Here is a 20,678-nt window from a genome sequence, read left to right on the forward strand (position 1 = left end):
GCAACCGTTTCCCTTTGACGCACGTCAAGTTGAGCGAGAGGAAAGGTGTGTACTCCATCCTGGGGCGCACACCTGACCCGTCATCGGGATGTCCGGCCATACCGATGGCGTACAAAGTCGTACCGCCCGGTTGCCTCACCCTTTCGCACCCCCCCTAGACTGAACCTCCAGCACAGGTGGCTACACGCTCGAAAGGCGCCCCCGTGTCCATCGGCAGCAACTCCCCTGAAGACGAGCGTCCGTTCCCAGACGTGTCCGAGGAAAACCGCCCCTCCGTAGGCCGAGCCCTCAAACAGGCCCGCATCGCCGCCGGGCTGACCGTCGACGACATCAGCGGGAGCACCCGGGTCCGTATCGCCATCGTGCACGCCATCGAGGCCGACGACTTCGCCCCTTGCGGCGGCGACGTCTACGCCCGCGGGCACATCCGGACCCTGGCCAAGGCCGTCGGCCTCGACCCGGAGCCGCTGCTCGCTCAGTTCGCGGCCGAGCACGGTGGTGGGCGGCCCGCGCCGACGCCCGCCGCGCCGTTGTTCGAGGCGGAACGTATCCGCCCCGAGCGACGCGGTCCCAACTGGACGGCGGCCATGGTCGCCGCGATCGTCGTCGTGATCGGTTTCGTCGGCTTCACCGCCTTCAAGGGCGGCGGCGGTGACGACGCCAAGCAGTCGGTCGCGGAGGGCCCCGCCCCGACGACCAGCAAGCCGGTCTCGCCGACCCCGAAGGAAAGCAAGCCCGACAAGACCCCCGAGCCCTCCGACAGCGCGATCGCCGCAGCGCCCCAGGACAAGGTCACCGTCCAGGTCAGCGCGGTCAACGGACGCAGCTGGATCTCGGCCAAGGACCACAACGGCCGGATGCTCTTCGACGGGCTCCTGAAGAAGGGCGAGTCCAAGACCTTCCAGGACAGCTCCAAGATCAACCTGATCCTCGGCGACGCCGGAGCGATCCAGCTCTACGTCAACGGCAAGAAGATCGAGGACCAGTTCCAGCCCGGCGCGGTTGAGCGCCTGACGTACACCAAGGGCGACCCGGAAGTCGGATAACCGTTCGGATCATGCACGTACACAAGGGGTTGGCCATGATCGGCCAGCCCCTTCGACGTGGGCTGTCGGTGAGACAAAGTAGTCTTGAGCCCATGCCTGAACGCCGTACCGTCGCACTTGTCACTCTCGGCTGCGCCCGTAACGAGGTGGACTCGGAGGAGCTCGCAGGCCGTTTGGAGGCGGACGGCTGGCATCTCGTCGAGGACGCCTCGGACGCCGATGTCGCCGTGGTCAACACCTGTGGATTCGTCGAGGCCGCCAAGAAGGACTCCGTCGACGCCCTCCTCGAGGCCAACGATCTCAAGGGGCACGGCAGAACCCAGGCCGTCGTGGCGGTGGGCTGCATGGCCGAGCGGTACGGCAAGGAACTCGCCGAGGCGCTGCCCGAGGCGGACGGCGTGCTCGGCTTCGACGACTACGCCGACATCTCCGACCGGCTGCAGACCATCCTCAACGGCGGCATCCACGCCTCGCACACCCCGCGCGACCGGCGCAAGCTGCTGCCCATCAGCCCCGCGGAGCGGCAGGACTCGGCCGCCGAGGTGGCTCTCCCGGGCCACGGGCCCGTCGACCTCCCGGAGGGCGTCGCGCCGGCCTCCGGCCCGCGTGCGCCCCTGCGCCGCCGCCTGGACGGCGCCCCGGTGGCCTCGGTCAAGCTTGCCTCCGGCTGCGACCGGCGCTGCTCCTTCTGCGCCATCCCGTCCTTCCGCGGCTCCTTCATCTCACGCCGGCCCAGCGACGTGCTGAACGAGACCCGATGGCTGGCCGAACAGGGCGTGACGGAGATCATGCTGGTCTCCGAGAACAACACCTCCTACGGCAAGGACCTGGGCGACATCCGCCTCCTGGAGTCCCTGCTGCCGGAGCTGGCCGAGGTGGACGGCATCGAGCGGGTGCGCGTCAGCTACCTCCAGCCCGCCGAGATGCGCCCCGGCCTGATCGACGTACTGACCTCCACCCCCAAGGTCGTCCCGTACTTCGACCTGTCCTTCCAGCACTCCGCGCCGGGCGTGCTGCGCGCGATGCGCCGCTTCGGTGACACCGACCGCTTCCTGGAGCTGCTCGACACCATCCGGAGCAAGGCCCCGCAGGCCGGCGTCCGCTCCAACTTCATCGTCGGCTTCCCCGGCGAGTCCGAGTCCGACCTGGCCGAGCTGGAGCGCTTCCTGAACGGCGCGCGGCTGGACGCCATCGGCGTCTTCGGGTACTCCGACGAGGAGGGCACCGAGGCGGCGACGTACGAGAACAAGCTCGCCGAGGAAGTCGTCGCCGACCGCCTCGCGCACATCTCCCGGCTCGCCGAGGAGCTCGTCTCGCAGCGGGCCGAGGAGCGCGTCGGCGAGACCGTGCACGTCCTCGTGGAGTCCGTGGACGACGAGGACGGCGTCTACGGCCGGGCGGCCCACCAGGCGCCCGAGACGGACGGACAGGTGCTGCTCACCAGCGGCGCGGAACTGCGCGTCGGCCGTATGGTCGAGGCGAAGGTGGTCGGTACGGAGGGTGTCGACCTGGTGGCCGAGCCGCTGCAGGGCTCGCCCTCATGGAGTGAGGAGGCCGGCAGATGACCGGAGTCCCGGCGTCCGCCGCGGGCGGCTCCTCCGGCGCGCACGGCGCCCCGGGCTCCGCCGCCACCTCCGGTGCTGCCCCGGATTCCGGTTCCCACGACTCCGGTTCCCACGACGGCGAGCGGCCCGCGCGCGGCGGCAAGATCGCCGCTGCCGCCGTCAACCAGGCGAGCGTGTGGAACGTCGCCAATCTGCTGACCATGCTCCGGCTGGTCCTGGTGCCCGGCTTCGTCGCCCTGATGCTGGCCGGTGGCGGATACGACCCGGCGTGGCGCTCGCTCGCCTGGGCGGCCTTCGCCATCGCCATGATCACCGACCTGTTCGACGGGCATCTCGCGCGCACCTACAACCTGGTCACCGACTTCGGGAAGATCGCCGACCCCATCGCCGACAAGGCGATCATGGGGGCGGCGCTGATCTGTCTCTCCGGGCTGGGCGATCTGCCCTGGTGGGTGACGATCGTGATCCTCGCCCGGGAACTCGGCATCACGCTGATGCGTTTCGTGGTCATCCGCTACGGCGTGATCCCGGCCAGCCGCGGCGGCAAGCTCAAGACGCTCACCCAGGGCGTGGCCGTGGGGATGTACGTGCTGGCGCTGACGGGGTGGCTGGCCACCCTGAGGTTCTGGGTGATGGCCGCGGCCGTCGTCCTGACCGTCGTCACCGGCCTCGACTATGTGAGACAAGCCATTGTGCTGCGGCGGCAGGGAATCGCCGAGCGCGCAGCAGCGTTGGAGGAGACGGAAGCGTGAATTCCACGGCCGCCGAACTGGTGCGACTACTGACGGTGAGAGGGCAGACCCTCGCTGTCGCCGAGTCGCTGACCGGCGGCCTGGTGGCGGCGGAGATCACAACGGTCCCGGGGGCGTCCAAGGCGTTCCGGGGCTCCGTCACCGCCTACGCCACCGAGCTCAAGCACGACCTGCTGGACGTGGACGCCACCCTGCTGGCCCAGCGCGGAGCGGTGGATCCGCAGGTCGCGGCCCAGATGGCCGCCGGAGTGCGCAAGGCGCTGGGCGCCGACTGGGGCCTCGCGACCACCGGAGTCGCCGGCCCGGAACCGCAGGACGGCCGACCGGTCGGCACGGTTTTCGTGGCCGTGGACGGGCCGTTCGGCCCTGGTTCCGGTTCTGCCGCTGGCGGAAAAGTGGAGGCCCTGCGGTTGAACGGCGACCGCGCGGAAATTCGTAGAGAGAGTGTACGGAGCGTACTCGCACTGCTTCTGAGGGAGCTTGCGAGCGAACAGACCGGGAATGAGCGGACACAGGATACGGAACAGAACGGGGGGTTTTGATGTTTGCAGCCCTGAGTGAACACGACATCGCTCCCCGCACGGCCGCGGCGCAAGGCGGTACGGTGGGGCGTGAAGGATGCGGCTACGCGGTCCGAGGAGGGAGCCACCGATGATTCTGCTCCGTCGCCTGCTGGGTGACGTGCTGCGTCGGCAGCGCCAGCGCCAGGGCCGTACTCTGCGCGAAGTCTCCTCGTCCGCCCGAGTCTCACTCGGCTATCTCTCCGAGGTGGAGCGGGGGCAGAAGGAGGCTTCCTCCGAACTGCTCGCCGCCATCTGCGACGCGCTGGACGTACGGATGTCCGAGCTCATGCGAGAAGTGAGCGACGAGCTCGCCCTCGCCGAGCTGGCCCAGTCCGCCCGGGCCACCGAGCCCGTGCCCACGCCGGTTCGCCCGATGCTGGGTACCGTCTCGGTGACCGGCGTGCCACCGGAACGGGTGACCATCAAGGCGCCCGCCGAGGCAGTGGACGTGGTCGCCGCGTGACGCCTGCGCGGGTGTAGACCGACGCGGCGCCGACCCGGCGTCGAAGAAGTGTACGAGGCCCCGGCCGGGGCCTTCCCAGGCAGACCTGGGGAGGTGCGGCCGGGGCTTTCGTGCGCCCGCGGACCGTGTGCGTCCATTTGCCGGTGTCCGGTGGTCCGGTCATGGTGGAGGGACGTGACAGGGGGCGAACGACCGGAGAGAACGCATGTACGTCGTGAAGAGCCCGCTGTCCGACGCGGACCTGAAGACCGTGGCAGAGGCGCTGCAGGGCGCCCTCGTCGACCTGGTGGATCTGGCGCTGGCCGCCAAACAGATCCACTGGAACGTGGTCGGGCCCCGCTTCCGAACCGTCCACCTCCAGCTCGACGAGGTCGTGGACACGGCCCGGGTGCACTCCGACACGGTCGCGGAGCGGGCGTCGGCGCTGGGCGTCTCACCGGACGGGCGCGCGGCCACCGTGGCCGCCGGCAGCGGCATCGGGTCGGTCCCCGGCGGCTGGATCAAGGACTCGGACGCGGTGGCGGCCCTGGTGGACGGGCTGGGCGCGGTGATCACCCGGATGCGGGAGCGGGTCACGGAGACCGCGGAGGCCGATCCGGTGTCCCAGGACATCTTCATCGGGATCACGGCCGATCTGGAGAAACATCACTGGATGTTCCAGGCGGAGAACGCGTAGCAGAGGCCGATGCCGGTCGACGGCCGTTGCATCGGTGAGCCCTCGGTGCGCCTCCCCGGCGGGCCGGGTGACGTTCTAGCGTCCGGCTGGAGGTGGCGGCCATGGTGGGGCGGATAGTGCGCTGGGGGGTTGCCCTGGGGCTCGCGGCGGTGTGGTGGTGGGCGGTACTGCGGATCGCGTTCACCGACGGCGCCGGGGCGCTGGAAGGGACTGTGGCCGCCGGCGGGTGGGGGCTGAGCCTGCTGCCGGTGAACTGTGTGCCGAGGGCCCGGGCGGCGGGGGCCCTGGGACCGGCGCGGTGGCGGACGGCCTGGCGGGCACCGGGGGCTACCAGGGCATCGCCACCCCTCCGTTCGGGCGCAGGATCTGGCCTGTCGTGAACGAGGAGGCGTCGGACGCCAGATAGAGCACGGCGTGCGCGACGTCCGCCGCCTCGCCGACCCGGCCCAGCGGCGACATCCGGGCCATCCGGGCCTCCGTCTGCTCCTGTTCCGCGCTGTTGTCGCGGTCGGTCATGGGGGTACGGGTCCAGCCCGGGGCGACCGCGTTGACGCGGATGCCCTGCCGGCCGACCTCGTTGGCGAGCGTCTTGGTCAGCTGGACCACGGCCGCCTTGGCCGCGCCGTAGCAGAGCAGGCCGGGACCGCCGGTGTCGATCGCGCCGGAGGCCATGGTGATGATGCTGCCCCCGGCCCGCCTCGCCAGCATCAGCCGCGCCGCCTCCTGGCAGGCGTACAGCACACCCTTGAAGTTGACGCCCAGCACCCGGTCGAGGTCCTCGTCCCGGGTCTCCAGGACCGGGCTGCGGTGCATGATCCCGGCGATCGCCGCCATGACGTCCAGCCGCTCGCAGGACCGCACGGCCTCCCCGAGCCGCGCCCGGTCGGTGACGTCGAGGGTGTGGGTGCGGGCGGTGCCGCCGCGGTCCTTGATCAGCGTCGCCGTCTCGTGCAGGCCGTCCGCGTCCCGGTCGGCACAGTGCACGGTCGCGCCCGCCTCGGCGAGCAGCACGGCGGACGCCCGGCCGATACCGCCGGCGGCGCCGGTGACGAATGCGGTGCGTCCGGTGAGGTCGTACGCCTTGAGGGGCATGAAGGGACGGTACGAGCGTTTCTGACGGGTCGTCAATTACTCGGGCGGGGGCGGATTTCGCGGGCGCGCCGGGAACCCGGATCGGGGGCCGGGCCGGTCTGGCAGGCCGGGCACCAGTAGGTGGGGCGCTCCCGGGAGCCGTCGCCCTGGTCGGCGAGGCGGATCGGGGTGTGGCAGCGCAGGCAGGGGCGGGGCGCGCGGCCGTAGACGAAGAGGTCGTGGTCACGCAGGCCGGTGGTCCGGCGCACCAGGCGGTCGCGGTTGGCCTCCAGGAGGCGCCGGGCGAGGCCGGGGAGGATCGCGGCGCGGTCAGCGGGGAGCGCGCCGACCGGGAGCCAGGGGGTCGCGCCGATCAGGAAGCAGAGCTCGCTCTTGTAGATGTTGCCGATCCCGGCGAGGTTGCGCTGGTCGAGCAGGGCCTCGCCGAGCGGGCGGGCCGGGTCCGCGAGAAGGTTGGCGAGGGCGCGGTCGGGGTTCCAGTCGGGGCCCAGCAGGTCGGGGCCGAGGTGGCCCACGGCGCGCTCCTCCTCGCCGGTGCGCAGGAACTCCAGGACCTGGAGGCGGTACCCGACGGCCGTGCGGTCGACGGTGCCGAGGACCGCCCGGATCTGGTGCGCGGGACCGCCCTTCCAGCGCTCGGCACTGCCGTAGACCTTCCAGGCGCCCTCCATCCGCAGGTGCGTGTGCAGGGTGAGGCCGCCCTCGAAGCGGGTGAGCAGGTGCTTGCCGCGCGGGGTGGTGCCGAGGACCGTACGGCCGGTGAGGTCGACCGTGGCGTACTTGGGCACCCGGAAGTCGCTGCGGGTCAGCACCTTGCCGGCGAGCGCGTCGTGCAGGCGCCTCGCGGCCTGCCAGACCGTGTCACCTTCGGGCATGGGTCAAGGGTGGCACGAGGGGACGAGAGGTGGGGTTCTCACAGTGGCTCATGCCCGTAGGCGCAGGCCGCGCGGGTTCGCGATGAAGCCCGCCCCCTCCAGGACGGTGCCCAGCGGGGAGGTCAGGGCCGAGGCGCCGTTGACGCGCTCCACCGTCACCGTGCCGAGGGTGCCCGCGCGGGCGGCCGTCGCGAGCGCCTCGGCCGCCGTACGGAGCCGGGTGTCGTCGGTGGCGGCCGTGTCCGGGGCGGAGGGCCAGGCCAGCAGGGTCTTGCCGCCGCGCTCCATGTAGAGCGTCAGCTCGCCGTCGACCAGGACCACCAGCGAGCCCGCCTTGCGGCCGGGTTTGTGCCCGGCGCCGGTGGGGGGCTCGGGCCAGGTCAGGGCGGCACCGTAGGCGTTCGCCGGGTCGGCGGCGGCGAGGACCACGGCTCTGGGGTCGGGGGCGGCGGGAGTGCGGGTGTGGCGGCTGCCGTAGGTGTAGGGGTTCGGGCCGTAGGGGTTCGCGGGGCTGCCGCCTCGGGGGCCGCCGTAGCCGGGGGCGGCGAACGGGTCGGCGGGGGCGAGGTCCTTGGGGGAGACGTAGGCGCCGGGGGCGGTGGGCGGCTCGGGCGGCCAGGTGAAGTCGCCGTCCAGGTCGGAGAATTCGGCCGCGTCGATAGGGCCGAGAGGGTCGACTGCTTCGAAGGGGCCGAGAGGGTCGACCGGGGCGGCGGCATTGTGACCGCCGTTGGGGCCGGTGAACGCGGGGGCGCCGGTGCTGCCGAAGCCGGTGCCCGGCAGGCCCTCGCCCCGCTCGCGGGCGTTGGACACCGCGCGCAGCCGGTCGACCGCGCCGTCCATCGCGAACTGGGCCGCGCCCAGGCCCTCCACGACGTAACCCCGGCGCGCCTGGCCGCTCTCCTCGAACGCCGACAGGATCCGGTACACCGCAGAGAAGCCGCCCTCGACACCCTCAGCCGCGACCGCGCCCCGGGTCACCACGCCGTGCCGGTCGAGAAGGGTACGGGCCAGGGCGTGGGCGCGCACGGTGGTGTCCGGCTCGCGCTGCGGCAGCAGGGACCACCGCCCGGCCACGGTCGGCGGGCCGGTACGGGAGGCGGGGCGGGCGGCGGCCGTCAGGGAGCCGTAGCGGCCGCGCGGTACGGCGCGTTTGGCGCGGTGGGCGGTGGAGCCCGCGGTACGGCCCGAGCCCAGCAGGGAGCGCATCGGGGCCAGCGTGTCGTTGGTGAGGCGGCCGGACCAGGCCAGGTCCCAGACGGCGTCGGCCAGTTGGGGATCGGTGGCGTCGGGATGGGTGGTGGCGCGGACCTGGTCGGCGATCTGACGGAAGAACAGGCCGTAGCCCCCGGAGAGGGCGTCGAGGACGGACTGGTGGAGAGCGGTCAGCTCCAGCGGGTGCGGCGGCGGGAGGAGGACGGGGGCCGCGTCCGCCAGATACAGGGAGACCCAGCCGTCCTTGCCGGGCAGGGCGCCCGCGCCGGCCCACACGATCTCGCCGGCCGCGGTGAGTTCGTCGAGCATCGCGGGCGAGTAGTTCGCCACCCGGGACGGCAGGACCAGCTTCTCCAGGGCCGAAGCCGGCACCGACGCGCCCTGCAACTGCTCGACGGCGCGCACCAGTCCGTCGACGCCGCGCAGCCCGTGCCCCCTGCCGATGTGCTGCCACTGCGGCAGGAACTGGGCGAGCGCGGCCGGTGCCACCGGCTCCAGCTCGTGCCGCAGCGCGGCCAGGGAACGGCGCCGGAGCCTGCGCAGCACCGCCGCGTCGCACCACTCCTGGCCGATGCCCGCAGGATGGAACTCGCCCTGTACGACCCGCCCGCCCGCGGCGAGCCGTTGCAACGCGCCCTCCGTGACCGCCACCCCGAGCCCGAAGCGGGCGGCCGCGGTGGTCGACGTGAACGGGCCGTGGGTGCGCGCGTACCGCGCGAGGAGGTCGCCGAGCGGGTCCTTCACCGGCTCGGTGAAGGCCTCGGGGACGCCGACGGGCAGGGCCGTGCCGAGGGCGTCGCGCAGCCGGCCCGCGTCCTCGACCGCCGCCCAGTGCTCGGCACCCGCGATCCGGACCCTGATGGCCCGCCGGGCGCCCGCCAGCTCCGCGGCCCACTGCGGCTCGGCGCCCCGCTCCGCCAACTCGGCGTCCGTGAGCGGCCCGAGCAGCCGCAGCACGTCGGCCACGCCCTCGGGGTCCTTGATCCGGCGGTCCTCGGCCAGCCACTGGAGCTCACGCTCCAGCTCGGTCAGCACCTCCGCGTCGAGCAGTTCGCGCAGCTCCGCCTGGCCCAGCAGCTCGGCCAGCAGCCGGGAGTCCAGGGAGAGCGCGGCCGCGCGGCGCTCGGCGAGCGGGGAGTCACCCTCGTACAGGAACTGGGCGACGTATCCGAAGAGGAGGGAGCGGGCGAACGGGGACGGCTCGGGGGTGGTGACCTCGACCAGGCGGACCTTGCGGGATTCGAGGTCGCCCATCAGCTCGACGAGCCCGGGGACGTCGAAGACGTCCTGGAGGCACTCGCGGACCGCCTCCAGGACGATCGGGAACGAACCGAACTCGCTCGCCACCTGGAGCAGCTGGGCGGCGCGCTGGCGCTGCTGCCACAGCGGGGTGCGCTTGCCCGGGTTGCGGCGCGGCAGCAGCAGCGCGCGGGCGGCGCATTCGCGGAAGCGGGCGGCGAACAGGGCCGAGCCGCCGACCTGGTCGGTGACGATCTGGTCGACCTCGCCCTTGTCGAAGGCGACGTCCGCAGCGCCGACCGGCGCCTGCTCGGCGTCGTATTCCGTGCCCGCCTTCATGGGCGCCTGGTCGAGCAGGTCCAGGCCCATCAGGTCGGCGTCGGGCAGCCGCAGCACGATGCCGTCGTCGGCGTGCATGACCTGGGCGTCCATGCCGTACCGCTCGGAGAGCCGGGCACCGAGGGCGAGCGCCCAGGGGGCGTGGACCTGGGCGCCGAAAGGGGAGTGGACGACGACCCGCCAGTCGCCGAGCTCGTCGCGGAAGCGCTCCACGACGATCGTCCGGTCGTCCGGGACATGGCCGCACGCCTCGCGCTGTTCGTCCAGGTACGACAGCACGTTGTCCGCCGCCCAGGCGTCCAGGCCCGCCGCCAGCAGGCGCAGCCGGGCGTCGTCCTTGGGGAGCGAGCCGACCTCGCGCAGGAACGCGCCGACCGCGCGGCCCAGTTCGAGCGGGCGGCCCAGCTGGTCGCCCTTCCAGAAGGGCAGGCGGCCCGGGACGCCGGGGGCGGGGGAGACCAGGACGCGGTCGCGCGTGATGTCCTCGATGCGCCAGGAGCTGGTGCCCAGGGTGAAGACATCGCCCACCCGGGACTCGTACACCATCTCCTCGTCCAGCTCGCCGACCCGGCCGCCGCCCTTCTTGGGATCGGCGCCCGCCAGGAAGACGCCGAAGAGGCCGCGGTCGGGGATGGTGCCGCCGGAGGTGACGGCGAGCCGCTGGGCGCCCGGGCGGCCGGTGACGGTCCCCGCGACCCGGTCCCAGACCACGCGCGGGCGCAGCTCCGCGAACGCGTCCGACGGGTAGCGGCCCGCGAGCATGTCGAGGACCGCGGTGAACGCCGACTCCGGGAGCGAGGCGAAGGGGGCCGCGCGGCGGACGGTGGCGAGCAGGTCGTCGACCTGCCAGGTGTCCAGCGAGGTCATCGCCACGAGCTGCTGGGCGAGGACGTCCAGCGGGTTGGCCGGGACCTTCAGGGACTCGATGGAGCCGGTGCGCATCCGCTCGGTGACCACGGCCGCCTGCACCAGGTCGCCCCGGTACTTGGGGAAGACCACGCCGGTGGAGACCGCGCCGACCTGATGTCCCGCGCGGCCGACGCGCTGCAGACCGGAGGCCACCGACGGCGGGGACTCGACCTGCACGACCAGGTCCACCGCGCCCATGTCGATACCCAGTTCGAGACTGGAGGTGGCCACCACCGCGGGCAGCCGGCCGGCCTTCAGGTCCTCCTCGACCAGGGCGCGCTGCTCCTTGGAGACCGAGCCGTGGTGCGCGCGGGCGAGAACCGGCGGGGCGCCCTGGGCCGCGCCCGAGCCGCCCATCAGCTCGGCCGGGGAGTGGTGCTCGTCCAGGGGCTCGCCGGTCGCGCGCTCGTAGGCGATCTCGTTGAGCCGGTTGCACAGCCGCTCCGCCAGGCGGCGCGAGTTCGCGAACACGATCGTCGAGCGGTGGGCCTGCACCAGGTCGGCGATCCGCTCCTCCACATGCGGCCAGATCGACGGCTTCTCCGCCCCCTCGGCGCCGTCGGTGGCCGGGGACCCGCCCAGCTCTCCCATGTCCTCCACCGGGACGACGACGGAGAGGTCGAACTCCTTGCCGGACCTGGGCTGGACGATCTCCACCTTGCGCTGCGGCGAGAGATAGCGGGCCACCTCGTCGACCGGGCGGACGGTCGCCGACAGGCCGATCCGGCGGGCCGGCTTCGGCAGCAGCTCGTCCAGCCGCTCCAGGGACAGCGCGAGGTGTGCGCCGCGCTTGGTGCCGGCGACCGCGTGCACCTCGTCCAGGATCACCGTCTCGATGCCGGTCAGTGCGTCGCGGGTGGCCGACGTCAGCATCAGGAACAGGGACTCCGGCGTGGTGATCAGGATGTCCGGCGGGCGGGTGGACAGGGCGCGGCGCTCGGCGGCCGGAGTGTCGCCGGAGCGGATGCCGACCTTGACCTCCGGCTCGGGCAGGCCGAGGCGCACGGACTCCTGGCGGATGCCGGTCAGCGGGCTGCGCAGGTTCCGCTCGACGTCGACCGCGAGGGCCTTGAGCGGCGACACGTACAGCACCCGGCAGCGCTTCTTCGGGTCGGCCGGGGGTGGGGTGGAGGCCAGCTGGTCCAGGGCGGCGAGGAAGGCGGCCAGCGTCTTGCCGGAGCCGGTCGGGGCGACCACCAGCACGTCCGCGCCCGCGCCGATGGCCTGCCACGCACCCGCCTGGGCCGCGGTGGGCGCGGAAAACGCCCCCGTGAACCAGCCGCGGGTCGCGGGGGAGAAGCCGTCGAGGGCCCGGTGCGCGGATTTCGCCATGCGTCCATCCTGCACCCGGCCACTGACAACAGGGTCTGACCTGCGGAGATGCGGGTGGGCCGCGAGGCCTCGGCTTCGCCTTCGGCCTTTGTGTTCCCACCCGCACCACCCGTGACGGTTTCGTCGTCGGGTGCGGGTGGCCCCCGTGGGGCGGATTCGCCGTCGGCGGCTGCGCGAAGGGGCTGGACGGGGAGCAGCGGCTCAGGAGGACCGGACCGGGGCAGCGGCTCGCGAGGGTCGGACGGGAGCAGCGGCTCGCGAGGGTCGGACCGGGGCAGCGGCTCGCGAGGGTCGGGCGGGGGCAGCGGTTCGCGAGGGCCGGACGGGGACCGTGGCTCGCGAGGGTCGGGCGGGGGCAGTGGCTCAGGAGGGCGGGACGGGGATGGTGGCCGGGCCGGGCGGCCGGGCGGGGAGTGGAAGCGGGGTGGCGGCTGAGGGCGGCCGGGTGTGACGCGGGAGTGGCGGGAGGTGGGCGAAGGTGACCGGCGGGAGCGGGGGGCGTGGCTGAGGACGGCCGGGTGGGGTGGGGCGGTCGACAATGGTCGTATGACGGGATCGGACGAGCGGGCGCGGCACTGGCGGTACGAGGCGTTGCCCGGTGTCGATCTGCTGCGCGCCCGGTACATCCGCAAGACGTTCGTCCGGCACACCCACGAGCACTTCGTGATCGCCGGGATCGCGGACGGGGTCGAGGTCTTCCGGCACCATGGCTCCGACGTGACCGTCGGCGCGGGGGCGCTGGCGCTCGTCAACCCCGACACCGCGCACACCGGCCGGGCCGGCGTGCCCGAGGGCTGGCGGTACGGGGCGGTCTACCCGGCGCCGGGCCTCGTGGCGGGGATCGCCGCCGAGACCACCGCAATCCGGGGCACCCCCGGCTTCGTCAGCCCGGTGCTCGACGACCCGTACAGCGTCGCCCTCGTGCACCGGGTGCTGCGCGCCGCCGACGAAGGCAACGCACTCGCCGCCGACACTCTGCTGCGGGTGGTGGTGACCCGGGTGCTCCGGCTGAACGGCGGCCCGCTGCCGCAGCGGCAGGTCCGTACCGCCGGCGCCCGGCTCGCCGCACGCGCGCGTGCCGTGCTGGAGGAGCGGATGGCCGAGCCGCCGACCCTGGAGCGGCTCGCCACCGACCTCGGCACCAGCCCCTTCGCGCTGCTGCGGGCGTTCCGTGACGCCTACGGCATGCCGCCGCACACCTGGCTGACCGACGCCCGGGTGCGCCGTGCCCGGCTGCTGCTGGACGCGGGCACGACGCCCGCCGAGGCGGCCGTCGCCGTGGGCTTCGCCGACCAGCCGCACCTCAACCGGCACTTCGCCCGGATCGTCGGCGTCCCGCCGGGCGCCTACCAGCGCGAGCGCAAGAACGTACAAGACGCCCGGGACGGCCGCCCGTAACGTCCTGGGCGTGGCACAACAGACAGCACTCGCAGACATACGCGACGAAGGCGGGCCGAAGCCCGACTCCGCCGTCGTCCGGGACGCCCTCGGGGTCGGGGTCGCCGTGGGACTGTCCGGGTTCGCCTTCGGGGTGACCTCGGCCGGCAGCGGGCTCGGCCTGCTCCAGACCTGCGCGCTCAGCCTCCTGGTGTTCACCGGCGCCTCCCAGTTCGCCCTGGTGGGCGCGCTCGCGGCCGGCGGCAACCCGCTGACCGCGGCGGCCGGAGCCTTCTTCCTGGGGGTGCGCAACGCGTTCTACGGGCTGCGTCTCTCGCAGGTACTGGCCCTCCCGCGCGCGGTGCGGCCGTTCGCCGCCCAGTGGGTGATCGACGAGACCACCGCGGTCACCCTGGCCCAGCCGACACGGCGCGCCGCCCGGATCGGTTTCACCGTCACCGGGCTCAGCCTGTACGTGCTGTGGAACCTCACCACCCTGCTCGGCGCGCTCGGCGCCAAGGCCGTCGGGAACACCGACGCCTGGGGCCTGGACGCGGCCGGACCCGCCGTTTTCCTGGCTCTGCTCGCCCCCATGCTGAAGACCACGACCGACCGCGCGGTCGCCGCCCTCGCGGTGCTGCTGGGGCTCGGCCTGCTGCCCGTGCTGCCGGCCGGGGTGCCGGTCCTGGTGGCCGCGCTGGCGGCACCGGCCGCCCTGTTCGTCTCCGGCCGCCGGTCCGGCCGCGACCGTACCCGCGACGAGGCACCCGAGGAGACCCGGTGAACTTCTGGATCGCGATCGGCGCGACCGCCCTCGGCTGCTACGCCGTCAAGCTCGCCGGACTGCTGGTGCCCGCGGGGGTGCTGGAGCGGCCGGTGGTGCGACGGCTGGCCGCCCTGCTGCCCGTGGCCCTGCTCGCGGCCCTCACGGCCCAGCAGACGTTCGCCGACGGGCACGCGCTCGTGCTGGACGCCCGGGCCGCGGGGCTCGGGGCGGCCGCCGTGGCGCTGGTGCTGCGCGCGCCCTTCCTGGTCGTCGTCGGAGTCGCCGTGCTGGTCACGGCGGGACTGCGCGCCATCACCGGCTGAGACTTCTCTCACCCGGCTTCCGTCACCCGGCTTCCGTCACCCGGCTTCCGGTCATCCGGCTTCCGTCATCCGGTCTCCGCCACGAAGCGGCCGTACGCCCTGAGCGTGTGCAGGGCCTCGATCGTCACCACGGGGCGGGCCTCCAGGGCGGCGGCCGGTGCCCACTGGCGCCAGCGGATGGGCCAGCCGCCGTCCGCCTCCTGCTCGGCGGTGAGGAAGTCGAGCGAGCGGGTCATCTCCTCGTCGGTGAACCACGCGCGCGCGAGCGAGTCCGGGGACTTCGCGAAGTCGTGCGGAAAGTGGTGCTCGCGCGGGGCGTAGCCGGGCGCGACCGGGTACGCGTCGAGGTGCTCCGGGTCCAGCGCGGCCAAGCGCTGCTCGCGCACCAGACGGCCCAGCCGGTCTGCGGTCGCCTCGGCGCGCGAGCGGTCGGGCACCGTGTCCAGGAAGGCGACCGCGGCCTCGATCTCGTAGGGGTGCGACTTCTCCAGGTACTCGATCGCCTGCCAGCAGAAGTCGGTGGCCCGGAACAGCCACGCGTGCCAGACCTCGTTGCGGTGCAGCAGACCCACCACCGGACCGGTGGCGAGGAGCTCGCTGGGAGGGTTGTCGACGACCGGGACGAACGGCGCCGTCGGATAGCCGCGCTGGCTCGGCCGGACCGCCGGCAGTGCCCCGTCCGCGGTGGAGGCGGCCGTCAGATAGCGGCACACGCGCTCCGCCCGCTGCCCGCCGCACCGCTCGATGGCGTCCAGGACCCGCAGCGCCCGCCCGGTGTGCAGCGGCTGGCTCACCGGGCCGCGCAGATCGGGCTCCAGTGCGTGTCCGTAGCCGCCGTCCTCGTTGCGGTAGGCGTCCAGTGCCGTCTCCACCGCATCGGGACCGCCGTCCAGGAAGTGGTACGAGAAGAGACGCTGTTCCAGCACGCGCGCGGTGAGCCACATGAACTGTTCGGCGCGGAAGAGCGAGGGGTGCGCCGGGGGCGTAGGGGGGAGTGGGGAAGCTCCGGTTTCGGCCATGCGAAAGACCGTAGGGCGGAAAGCGGTCTCGGCAAGGGCTCCCGGGCAGGGCCCACTCTCAGGGGCGGGATACTGGTTTCATGCGGTTGACGGTCTTCTGGCAGCGGATGGCGGATCACTTCGGTTCCGGGTACGCCGACACCTTCGCGCGCGATCATGTGATGACGGAGCTCGGCGGGCTGACCGTGCACGGGGCGCTGGACGCGGGCTGGGCGGCCAAGGACGTGTGGAGTGTGGTCTGCACGGTGATGAACGTTCCGGGGGAGAAGCGCTGACCGTGCACGGAGATCGGATACGGGCCACGCGTTGTCAGTGGCGTGGGCGAGACTTGCACCGTGGCACTCACTGACGACGACGGGCGGACCGCCCAGGACGCATCCCCGGCAGACACGACGCCGCGCGCCGGATCCCCGGCCGCCGGCGCCGCGGCACCGGGTGCCCGCATGCCGCGCTGGCTGCCGCGCGCCATGGTGCTGGCGCTCGCCCTCGTCGCCGCCTTCCAGCTGGGCAGCTGGGCCTTCCACCAGCTCACCGGCCTGCTGATCAACATCCTCATCGCGTTCTTCCTGGCGCTGGCCATCGAGCCCGCGGTGGGCTGGATGGCCTCCCGGGGCATGCGTCGCGGCTTCGCGACCTTCCTGGTCTTCCTCGGCCTGGCGATCGCCGTCGCGGGCTTCGTCACGCTGCTCGGCTCGATGCTGGCCGGACAGATCAACAAGATCGTCGAAGACTTCCCGGACTACCTGGACTCGGTCATCAACTGGGTCAACGAGACCTTCCACAGCCACGTGAGACGGGTCGACGTCCAGGAGGGCCTGCTGCACTCCGACTGGCTGCGCAAGTACGCGCAGAACAGCGCCGCCGGTGTGCTCGACGTCTCCGGGCAGGTGCTCGGCGGTCTGTTCCAGCTGCTGACGATCACCCTGTTCGCCTTCTACTTCGCCGCCGACGGCCCCCGGCTGCGCCGCACCCTGTGCTCCGTGCTGCCGCCCGCCCGCCAGGCCGAGGTGCTGCGCGCCTGGGAGATCGCCGTCGACAAGACCGGCGGCTATCTGTACTCGCGCGGTGTGATGGCGCTGATCTCCGGCATCGCCCACTACATCCTGCTGGAGGCCCTGGGGGTGCCGTACGCGCCCGTGCTGGGCGTCTGGGTGGGGCTGGTCTCGCAGTTCATCCCCACCATCGGCACCTATCTCGCGGGTGCGCTGCCGATGCTGATCGCGTTCACCGTCAACCCCCTGTACGCGGTGTGGGTGCTGGTGTTCGTCGTGATCTACCAGCAGTTCGAGAACTACATGCTCCAGCCCAAGCTGACCTCCAAGTCCGTCGACATCCACCCGGCGGTCGCCTTCGGCTCGGTCATCGCGGGCACCGCGCTCCTCGGCGCGGTCGGCGCGCTGATCGCCATCCCGGCGGTCGCCACGCTCCAGGCGTTCCTGAGCGCCTATGTGAAGCGCTACGACGTCACGGACGACCCGCGGGTGCACGGGCATCCCCGGCGCGGCACGGGCGGCCCGGGGCTGCTCACGCGCGCGCGGCGGCTGATATGGCAGCGGCCGGTCGAGGAGCCCGAGGAGGGCTCGGCCTGACGGCCGCCGTGATCGATGACGCCGACCGGCCGCCATGGTCGAGGCGGCCGCGGCTATCGGTAGGTGAGCACCGCCCACACCCCGGCCGCGGCCACCGCGGCCGCGTAGCAGCCCACCGCCACAGCCACGGTCCGCCACCTGACCTGCTCGCTCCAGGAGGTGCGGGACAGCAGCCAGGCCAGCGCCGGCAGGACCAGCACCGCGTGCAGGCTCACCCCGTGCAGCGGCTTGAGCGGGGCCGTCGACTCGTACGCCGCCTCCTGGTGGCCGGTCCGGACGAGCACCACCCCGCGCGCGATCATCGCGGCCCCCGAGACCAGCGCCACGAGCAGGACCGCGAACCCGGAGCGCACCGCGAGCGCCATGCCCACGGGACCGGCCGGCCGCTGCCGGAAGGACGCCACCGCGAAGACGGTGAGCAGCACCACCAGGACCCCGCCGCCCACCGCGAGCGTCATCGACACCGCTGTGTCGAAGGGCGTCTCCATGTCGAGGTGCGAAGGCACCCGGCGCCACGCCTGCAGGGTGATCCCGCCGACCTCCACCACACAGTCGGCGGCGAACACGAGGAGCAGTACGGTCCGCAGCCGCTCCCCGATCCTCAGATACGACGTGACCCAGGTGACCGCGATCAGCGTCAGCCCGAAGGAGAGCCCGAACGTGACGGGCTTGCGCCAGGAGACCGGGCCGTACCAGGGGCCGCCGTCCACCGCGAACACCACCAGATGCACCAGGCCGGAGAGGACGAGGAGCGCACCGGTCAGGTGGCAGAGACGCTCGGCGGGGCGCACCCCGCTCAGGGGGCTCGCCGATGGCCTTCGGGGCGGACTCTTCAGGGAGGAGGGCATGCGCCCAGCCTCCCGGGGCCCGTCCGCGTGGGCGTCGTCCGGCCGAAGACACCCGCCGTACGCCTTGAGGAGTAGGGGGATGCAGGGGGTCAGGAGACCGTGGCGGCCGGCGGGGTCCACCGCCGGGTTCGGGGTACGGCGCCCTGGACGCCGTAGTCCTTCCTGAGGTGTTCGGGGATGGCGTAGTGCATGACACGGCCACGGGTGAGCGAGGACAGTTCGAGGACGGTGGTGAGGTGGCCGAGGCGGTCCAGGGCCCAGGCGCCCAGCGGGGAGCGGTCCTCGATGGTCTCCAGGACGCCGAGGAGGTGCGGCACGGCCTTGACGACGGTGTCCCACGGGGTGCGCGGCACCTCCAGCCAGTCCGCGCAGGTGTCGCCGACCAGATGGCGGATCAGGGCCGAGACGACCGGATCGAAGAAGGTGCCGGGGACGACCTCCTCGTAGAGGTCGATGAGCTGCCGGGTCAGGACCGCGCCCTCCTCGGAGGGGCCCATGGACCGGACCATGTACAGGTCGAGGAAGGCGCGCGCCTCGTCGAGGGTCTTCGGGACGGCCTCCTGGTCGACGCCGAGCATGGCGCCCACCACCCGCCACGCGTAGTAGTACGCCTCCGCGCCCTCCGTGGACAGATGGATGCCCAGCCGGTGCAGGCTGTCGAGGACCAGCATGGAGAAGAACATCTGCCCGCCGATCATGTCCTCCTGGCAGATCGGCGTGCCGAGCGCCTCGGTGTCCCAGCGGTTCTCGCGCCTGAGGTGGTGCCGGATGGAGGCGTGCAGCAGGCGCACCTTCTGGGCGGCCGGGATGAAGCGGCTGCCGGCCTCGAACGCGTCGGGCTGCATGAGGTAGACGGTGAACTGTCCGGTCTCCGCCATGCGCTTGGACGGGTACTGCAGCCCGTGGGTGGCCGACAGCAGCTTCGCCACGCGCGGGACGACGTAACAGGCGGGCATGGAGGCGAAGGACAGCGCGGTCGAGATGTGCACGTTGTTGTCGATGAAGAACAGCCGGGCCTTCTCCATCTCGCCCCAGTCCACCCAGGACGGCGGCACCCGGGTGGCCTCCAGGTACTCCCGCGCGACGTCGGGCAGCCCGTCCGGCAGGGGCGCGCCGGCGGTGGAGACATGGCGCATCAGGGTGTTGAACGTGCCCACCTCCCCGCGCTCGAAGAGCGCGGCGACCGTGGCGTCGGCGAGTTCGTCACCGGCGTGCCGCAGGGTGTCCATCGAGGCCTCGGTGTGGGTCACGGCAGGGCTCCTTGTCATCGCGGGTGTCGTCCGGGCCACCGGTGAGTGTCCTGACACCCAGGGGTGTCAGGACAGCCGGGGGTGTCAGGACAGCCGGGGGTGTCAGGACAGGCGGACCGCCGCCGAGTGGGCCAGCGCGGTCAGGGCGCCGACCGCGGGGGCCGGTACGTCCAGTTCGTGGAGGGCGCCGAGCGCTTCCGCGACCCGTGCGCCGATCATGTGCTCGATCCGGTCGGGCGCCCCGAGCCGGCACATCACCTCGCGGACCGCGTCCAGGCCGTCCGCGTCCAGATCACGGCTGCCGAGCAACGCGCCCAGCCGCTCCCGGTCGTCGTCACGGGCGAGGCGCCAGGTCTCCGCGAGCAGGGCGGTGGGCCGGTGGCCGCGCACGTCGTCGGCGCTGGCCTTGCCGGTGTGCTCCGGTGCCCCGAACAGGCCGAGCAGGTCGTCGCGCAGCTGGAAGGCCTCGCCCAGCGGCAGTCCGTACCCGGAGTACCCCTCGCGCAGCCGTTCGCCGGCCCCGGCCAGGGCGCCGCCGATCAACAGGGGTTGCTCGACGGTGTACTTGGCGGTCTTGTAGCGGATCACCTTCAGCGAGGCCGTGGTGTCCGGACCGGCACCGGTGCGCAGGATCTCCAGGCACTCGCCCGCGATCAGCTCCCGCGCCAGCACCGACCACAGGGGGCGGGCCCGGGCGAGGTAGGCGGCGGGCAGCCCGCAGGTCGCGAACAGCTGCCCGGCCAGCGACATCAGCAGATCGCCCACGAGCATCGCCAGCCACCGCGCGGTGTCGTCGGCGTGCGGACGGTCCCGTACGGCAGCACGCAGGGCGAGGTGCGGGGTGGGGCGCCCGTGCCGCAGCGGGCTGTCGTCGATGAGGTCGTCGTGGACGACGGCGGCGGCGTGCACGAGCTCCATGGAGGCCGCCGCCCGCACCAGCGCGTCGCTGTCCGGCTGGCCCACCGCACGCCAGCCCCAGTAGCAGAACGCCGCCCGCAGCCGTTTGCCGTCCGCGACCGCCGCCTCCAGCTGCTCGGCCACCGGGCCCAGGAGCGGATCGACCGCCGCGAACAGGTCCGCCTCCCGGGCGACGAACCGGCGCAGCACCTCGTCGACGCGGTTCTTGAAGGCGCCCGGATCCCACCGGTCAGTCATCGCCGGCGGTCCGGCGGGCGAGGGCGTGCCGGGCCAGGATCTCCAGATGGGCCGGGGGCACGGTCGCGTACCGGTCCAGGACCAGGCGGCCCCGCGCGGTCAGGTCGTGCTCGGCCTCCGCCGCCAGCGCGCCGGCGTCCGAGCGGCGCAGCAGCCCCCGTAACGTCCCGAAGGCGGTGCCCACCGTGCTCACCGCCAGATCGGCCAGCCCCGCCGCCAGCAGCACGGCCTGTTCGTCCAGACCGCGTCGTCCCGTCTCACGTGTCATGCGCTCTCCCACCCACG

General features: G+C 73.0%; 20 protein-coding genes. 12 read left to right on the plus strand and 8 right to left on the minus strand.

The window, feature by feature from the left end; all coding sequences use genetic code 11:
• Positions 1-203 precede the first annotated feature (203 nt).
• The 7 genes from KVT45_RS33305 (at position 204) to KVT45_RS56655 (ending at position 5,445) form a co-directional block, all read left to right on the plus strand.
• Complete coding sequence (locus KVT45_RS33305) at positions 204-1,046, plus strand: helix-turn-helix domain-containing protein (RefSeq protein WP_217552877.1); 843 nt, start codon at positions 204-206, stop codon at positions 1,044-1,046.
• A gap of 92 nt (positions 1,047-1,138) precedes the next feature.
• Positions 1,139-2,611, plus strand: coding sequence for a 30S ribosomal protein S12 methylthiotransferase RimO (gene rimO / locus KVT45_RS33310; protein ID WP_217552878.1), 1,473 nt, complete (start codon positions 1,139-1,141; stop codon positions 2,609-2,611).
• Entirely contained in the window at positions 2,608-3,363 is a 756-nt protein-coding gene (gene pgsA, locus KVT45_RS33315; RefSeq protein WP_217552879.1) for a CDP-diacylglycerol--glycerol-3-phosphate 3-phosphatidyltransferase, read from the plus strand. The genes rimO and pgsA overlap by 4 nt, the downstream gene beginning before the upstream one ends.
• Positions 3,360-3,905 (plus strand): CinA family protein, encoded by a 546-nt coding sequence (locus KVT45_RS33320; RefSeq protein WP_217552880.1) that lies wholly within the window; start codon positions 3,360-3,362, stop codon positions 3,903-3,905. Before pgsA ends, KVT45_RS33320 begins: the two co-directional genes overlap by 4 nt.
• A 109-nt stretch (positions 3,906-4,014) precedes the next feature.
• Positions 4,015-4,389 carry a helix-turn-helix domain-containing protein gene (locus tag KVT45_RS33325; protein WP_089104432.1) on the plus strand — a complete coding sequence of 125 codons (375 nt, stop codon included), beginning with the start codon at positions 4,015-4,017 and terminating at the stop codon, positions 4,387-4,389.
• A gap of 205 nt (positions 4,390-4,594) precedes the next feature.
• The gene (locus tag KVT45_RS33330) at positions 4,595-5,065 is read left to right on the plus strand and encodes a Dps family protein (RefSeq protein WP_217552881.1); all 471 of its coding nucleotides are present in this window, start codon (positions 4,595-4,597) and stop codon (positions 5,063-5,065) included.
• Positions 5,066-5,166: 101 nt separating this feature from the next.
• The gene (locus tag KVT45_RS56655; protein ID WP_254647719.1) at positions 5,167-5,445 is read left to right on the plus strand and encodes a hypothetical protein; all 279 of its coding nucleotides are present in this window, start codon (positions 5,167-5,169) and stop codon (positions 5,443-5,445) included.
• Here KVT45_RS56655 and KVT45_RS33335 read toward each other — a convergent pair.
• Genes KVT45_RS33335 through KVT45_RS33345 form a run of 3 tightly spaced genes read right to left on the minus strand, consistent with a single transcriptional unit; the run spans position 5,393 to position 12,066 of the window.
• On the minus strand, positions 5,393-6,157 hold the full coding sequence (locus KVT45_RS33335; protein WP_217552882.1) for an SDR family NAD(P)-dependent oxidoreductase: 765 nt from the start codon (positions 6,155-6,157) through the stop codon (positions 5,393-5,395). The two genes, KVT45_RS56655 and KVT45_RS33335, sit on opposite strands and share 53 nt — an antisense overlap.
• Before the next feature lie 32 nt (positions 6,158-6,189).
• On the minus strand, positions 6,190-7,032 hold the full coding sequence (locus tag KVT45_RS33340; RefSeq protein WP_217552883.1) for an Fpg/Nei family DNA glycosylase: 843 nt from the start codon (positions 7,030-7,032) through the stop codon (positions 6,190-6,192).
• 48 nt (positions 7,033-7,080) lie between these two features.
• Positions 7,081-12,066, minus strand: a complete 4,986-nt coding sequence (locus KVT45_RS33345; RefSeq protein WP_217552884.1) for an ATP-dependent helicase — start codon at positions 12,064-12,066, stop codon at positions 7,081-7,083.
• Between the two features lie 546 nt (positions 12,067-12,612).
• Between KVT45_RS33345 and KVT45_RS33350 the strand changes: the two genes are divergently transcribed.
• The 3 genes from KVT45_RS33350 to KVT45_RS33360 are packed head-to-tail and all read left to right on the plus strand — an operon-like array spanning position 12,613 to position 14,532.
• The gene (locus KVT45_RS33350; protein ID WP_217552885.1) at positions 12,613-13,464 is read left to right on the plus strand and encodes an AraC family transcriptional regulator; all 852 of its coding nucleotides are present in this window, start codon (positions 12,613-12,615) and stop codon (positions 13,462-13,464) included.
• A 10-nt stretch (positions 13,465-13,474) separates the two neighbouring features.
• Positions 13,475-14,227, plus strand: coding sequence for an AzlC family ABC transporter permease (locus tag KVT45_RS33355; RefSeq protein ID WP_217552886.1), 753 nt, complete (start codon positions 13,475-13,477; stop codon positions 14,225-14,227).
• A complete protein-coding gene (locus tag KVT45_RS33360) occupies positions 14,224-14,532 on the plus strand; it encodes an AzlD domain-containing protein (RefSeq protein WP_217552887.1) in 309 nt (102 codons plus the stop codon). The genes KVT45_RS33355 and KVT45_RS33360 overlap by 4 nt, the downstream gene beginning before the upstream one ends.
• A gap of 65 nt (positions 14,533-14,597) precedes the next feature.
• Here KVT45_RS33360 and KVT45_RS33365 read toward each other — a convergent pair whose 3' ends face one another.
• Complete coding sequence (locus KVT45_RS33365; RefSeq protein ID WP_217552888.1) at positions 14,598-15,551, minus strand: hypothetical protein; 954 nt, start codon at positions 15,549-15,551, stop codon at positions 14,598-14,600.
• Positions 15,552-15,631: 80 nt separating this feature from the next.
• Here KVT45_RS33365 and KVT45_RS33370 point away from each other — a divergent pair, with 80 nt between their 5' ends.
• Both KVT45_RS33370 and KVT45_RS33375 read left to right on the plus strand, forming a co-directional pair.
• On the plus strand, positions 15,632-15,826 hold the full coding sequence (locus KVT45_RS33370) for a DUF3046 domain-containing protein (RefSeq protein WP_217552889.1): 195 nt from the start codon (positions 15,632-15,634) through the stop codon (positions 15,824-15,826).
• 60 nt (positions 15,827-15,886) lie between these two features.
• Entirely contained in the window at positions 15,887-17,140 is a 1,254-nt protein-coding gene (locus KVT45_RS33375) for an AI-2E family transporter (protein WP_217552890.1), read from the plus strand.
• 53 nt (positions 17,141-17,193) lie between these two features.
• Here the strand turns inward: KVT45_RS33375 and KVT45_RS33380 are convergent, their stop codons facing one another.
• The 4 genes from KVT45_RS33380 to KVT45_RS33395 all read right to left on the minus strand — a co-directional run bounded on the left by KVT45_RS33380 (position 17,194) and on the right by KVT45_RS33395 (position 20,661).
• Positions 17,194-17,988, minus strand: coding sequence for a hypothetical protein (locus KVT45_RS33380; RefSeq protein WP_217552891.1), 795 nt, complete (start codon positions 17,986-17,988; stop codon positions 17,194-17,196).
• Positions 17,989-18,077: 89 nt separating this feature from the next.
• The gene (locus KVT45_RS33385; RefSeq protein ID WP_217552892.1) at positions 18,078-19,238 is read right to left on the minus strand and encodes an oxygenase MpaB family protein; all 1,161 of its coding nucleotides are present in this window, start codon (positions 19,236-19,238) and stop codon (positions 18,078-18,080) included.
• 102 nt (positions 19,239-19,340) lie between these two features.
• Positions 19,341-20,393, minus strand: coding sequence for a polyprenyl synthetase family protein (locus tag KVT45_RS33390; protein ID WP_217552893.1), 1,053 nt, complete (start codon positions 20,391-20,393; stop codon positions 19,341-19,343).
• Positions 20,386-20,661 carry a polyprenyl synthetase gene (locus KVT45_RS33395; protein WP_217552894.1) on the minus strand — a complete coding sequence of 92 codons (276 nt, stop codon included), beginning with the start codon at positions 20,659-20,661 and terminating at the stop codon, positions 20,386-20,388. The genes KVT45_RS33390 and KVT45_RS33395 overlap by 8 nt, the downstream gene beginning before the upstream one ends.
• Positions 20,662-20,678: the final 17 nt, after the last annotated feature.

The sequence above is a fragment of the Streptomyces sp. GbtcB6 genome (assembly GCF_019091475.1).
GTDB lineage: Bacteria > Actinomycetota > Actinomycetes > Streptomycetales > Streptomycetaceae > Streptomyces > Streptomyces hyaluromycini.

Coding starts and splice junctions, on each gene's coding strand:
- KVT45_RS56655 (WP_254647719.1), top strand. CDS start 5,167: ATGGTGGGGCGGATAGTGCGCTGGGGGGTTGCCCTGGGGCTCGCGGCG.
- pgsA (WP_217552879.1), top strand. CDS start 2,608: ATGACCGGAGTCCCGGCGTCCGCCGCGGGCGGCTCCTCCGGCGCGCAC.
- KVT45_RS33340 (WP_217552883.1), bottom strand. CDS start 7,032: ATGCCCGAAGGTGACACGGTCTGGCAGGCCGCGAGGCGCCTGCACGAC.
- KVT45_RS33390 (WP_217552893.1), bottom strand. CDS start 20,393: ATGACTGACCGGTGGGATCCGGGCGCCTTCAAGAACCGCGTCGACGAG.
- KVT45_RS33330 (WP_217552881.1), top strand. CDS start 4,595: ATGTACGTCGTGAAGAGCCCGCTGTCCGACGCGGACCTGAAGACCGTG.
- KVT45_RS33395 (WP_217552894.1), bottom strand. CDS start 20,661: ATGACACGTGAGACGGGACGACGCGGTCTGGACGAACAGGCCGTGCTG.
- KVT45_RS33365 (WP_217552888.1), bottom strand. CDS start 15,551: ATGGCCGAAACCGGAGCTTCCCCACTCCCCCCTACGCCCCCGGCGCAC.
- KVT45_RS33350 (WP_217552885.1), top strand. CDS start 12,613: ATGACGGGATCGGACGAGCGGGCGCGGCACTGGCGGTACGAGGCGTTG.
- KVT45_RS33370 (WP_217552889.1), top strand. CDS start 15,632: ATGCGGTTGACGGTCTTCTGGCAGCGGATGGCGGATCACTTCGGTTCC.
- KVT45_RS33380 (WP_217552891.1), bottom strand. CDS start 17,988: ATGCCCTCCTCCCTGAAGAGTCCGCCCCGAAGGCCATCGGCGAGCCCC.
- KVT45_RS33325 (WP_089104432.1), top strand. CDS start 4,015: ATGATTCTGCTCCGTCGCCTGCTGGGTGACGTGCTGCGTCGGCAGCGC.
- KVT45_RS33345 (WP_217552884.1), bottom strand. CDS start 12,066: ATGGCGAAATCCGCGCACCGGGCCCTCGACGGCTTCTCCCCCGCGACC.
- KVT45_RS33335 (WP_217552882.1), bottom strand. CDS start 6,157: ATGCCCCTCAAGGCGTACGACCTCACCGGACGCACCGCATTCGTCACC.
- rimO (WP_217552878.1), top strand. CDS start 1,139: ATGCCTGAACGCCGTACCGTCGCACTTGTCACTCTCGGCTGCGCCCGT.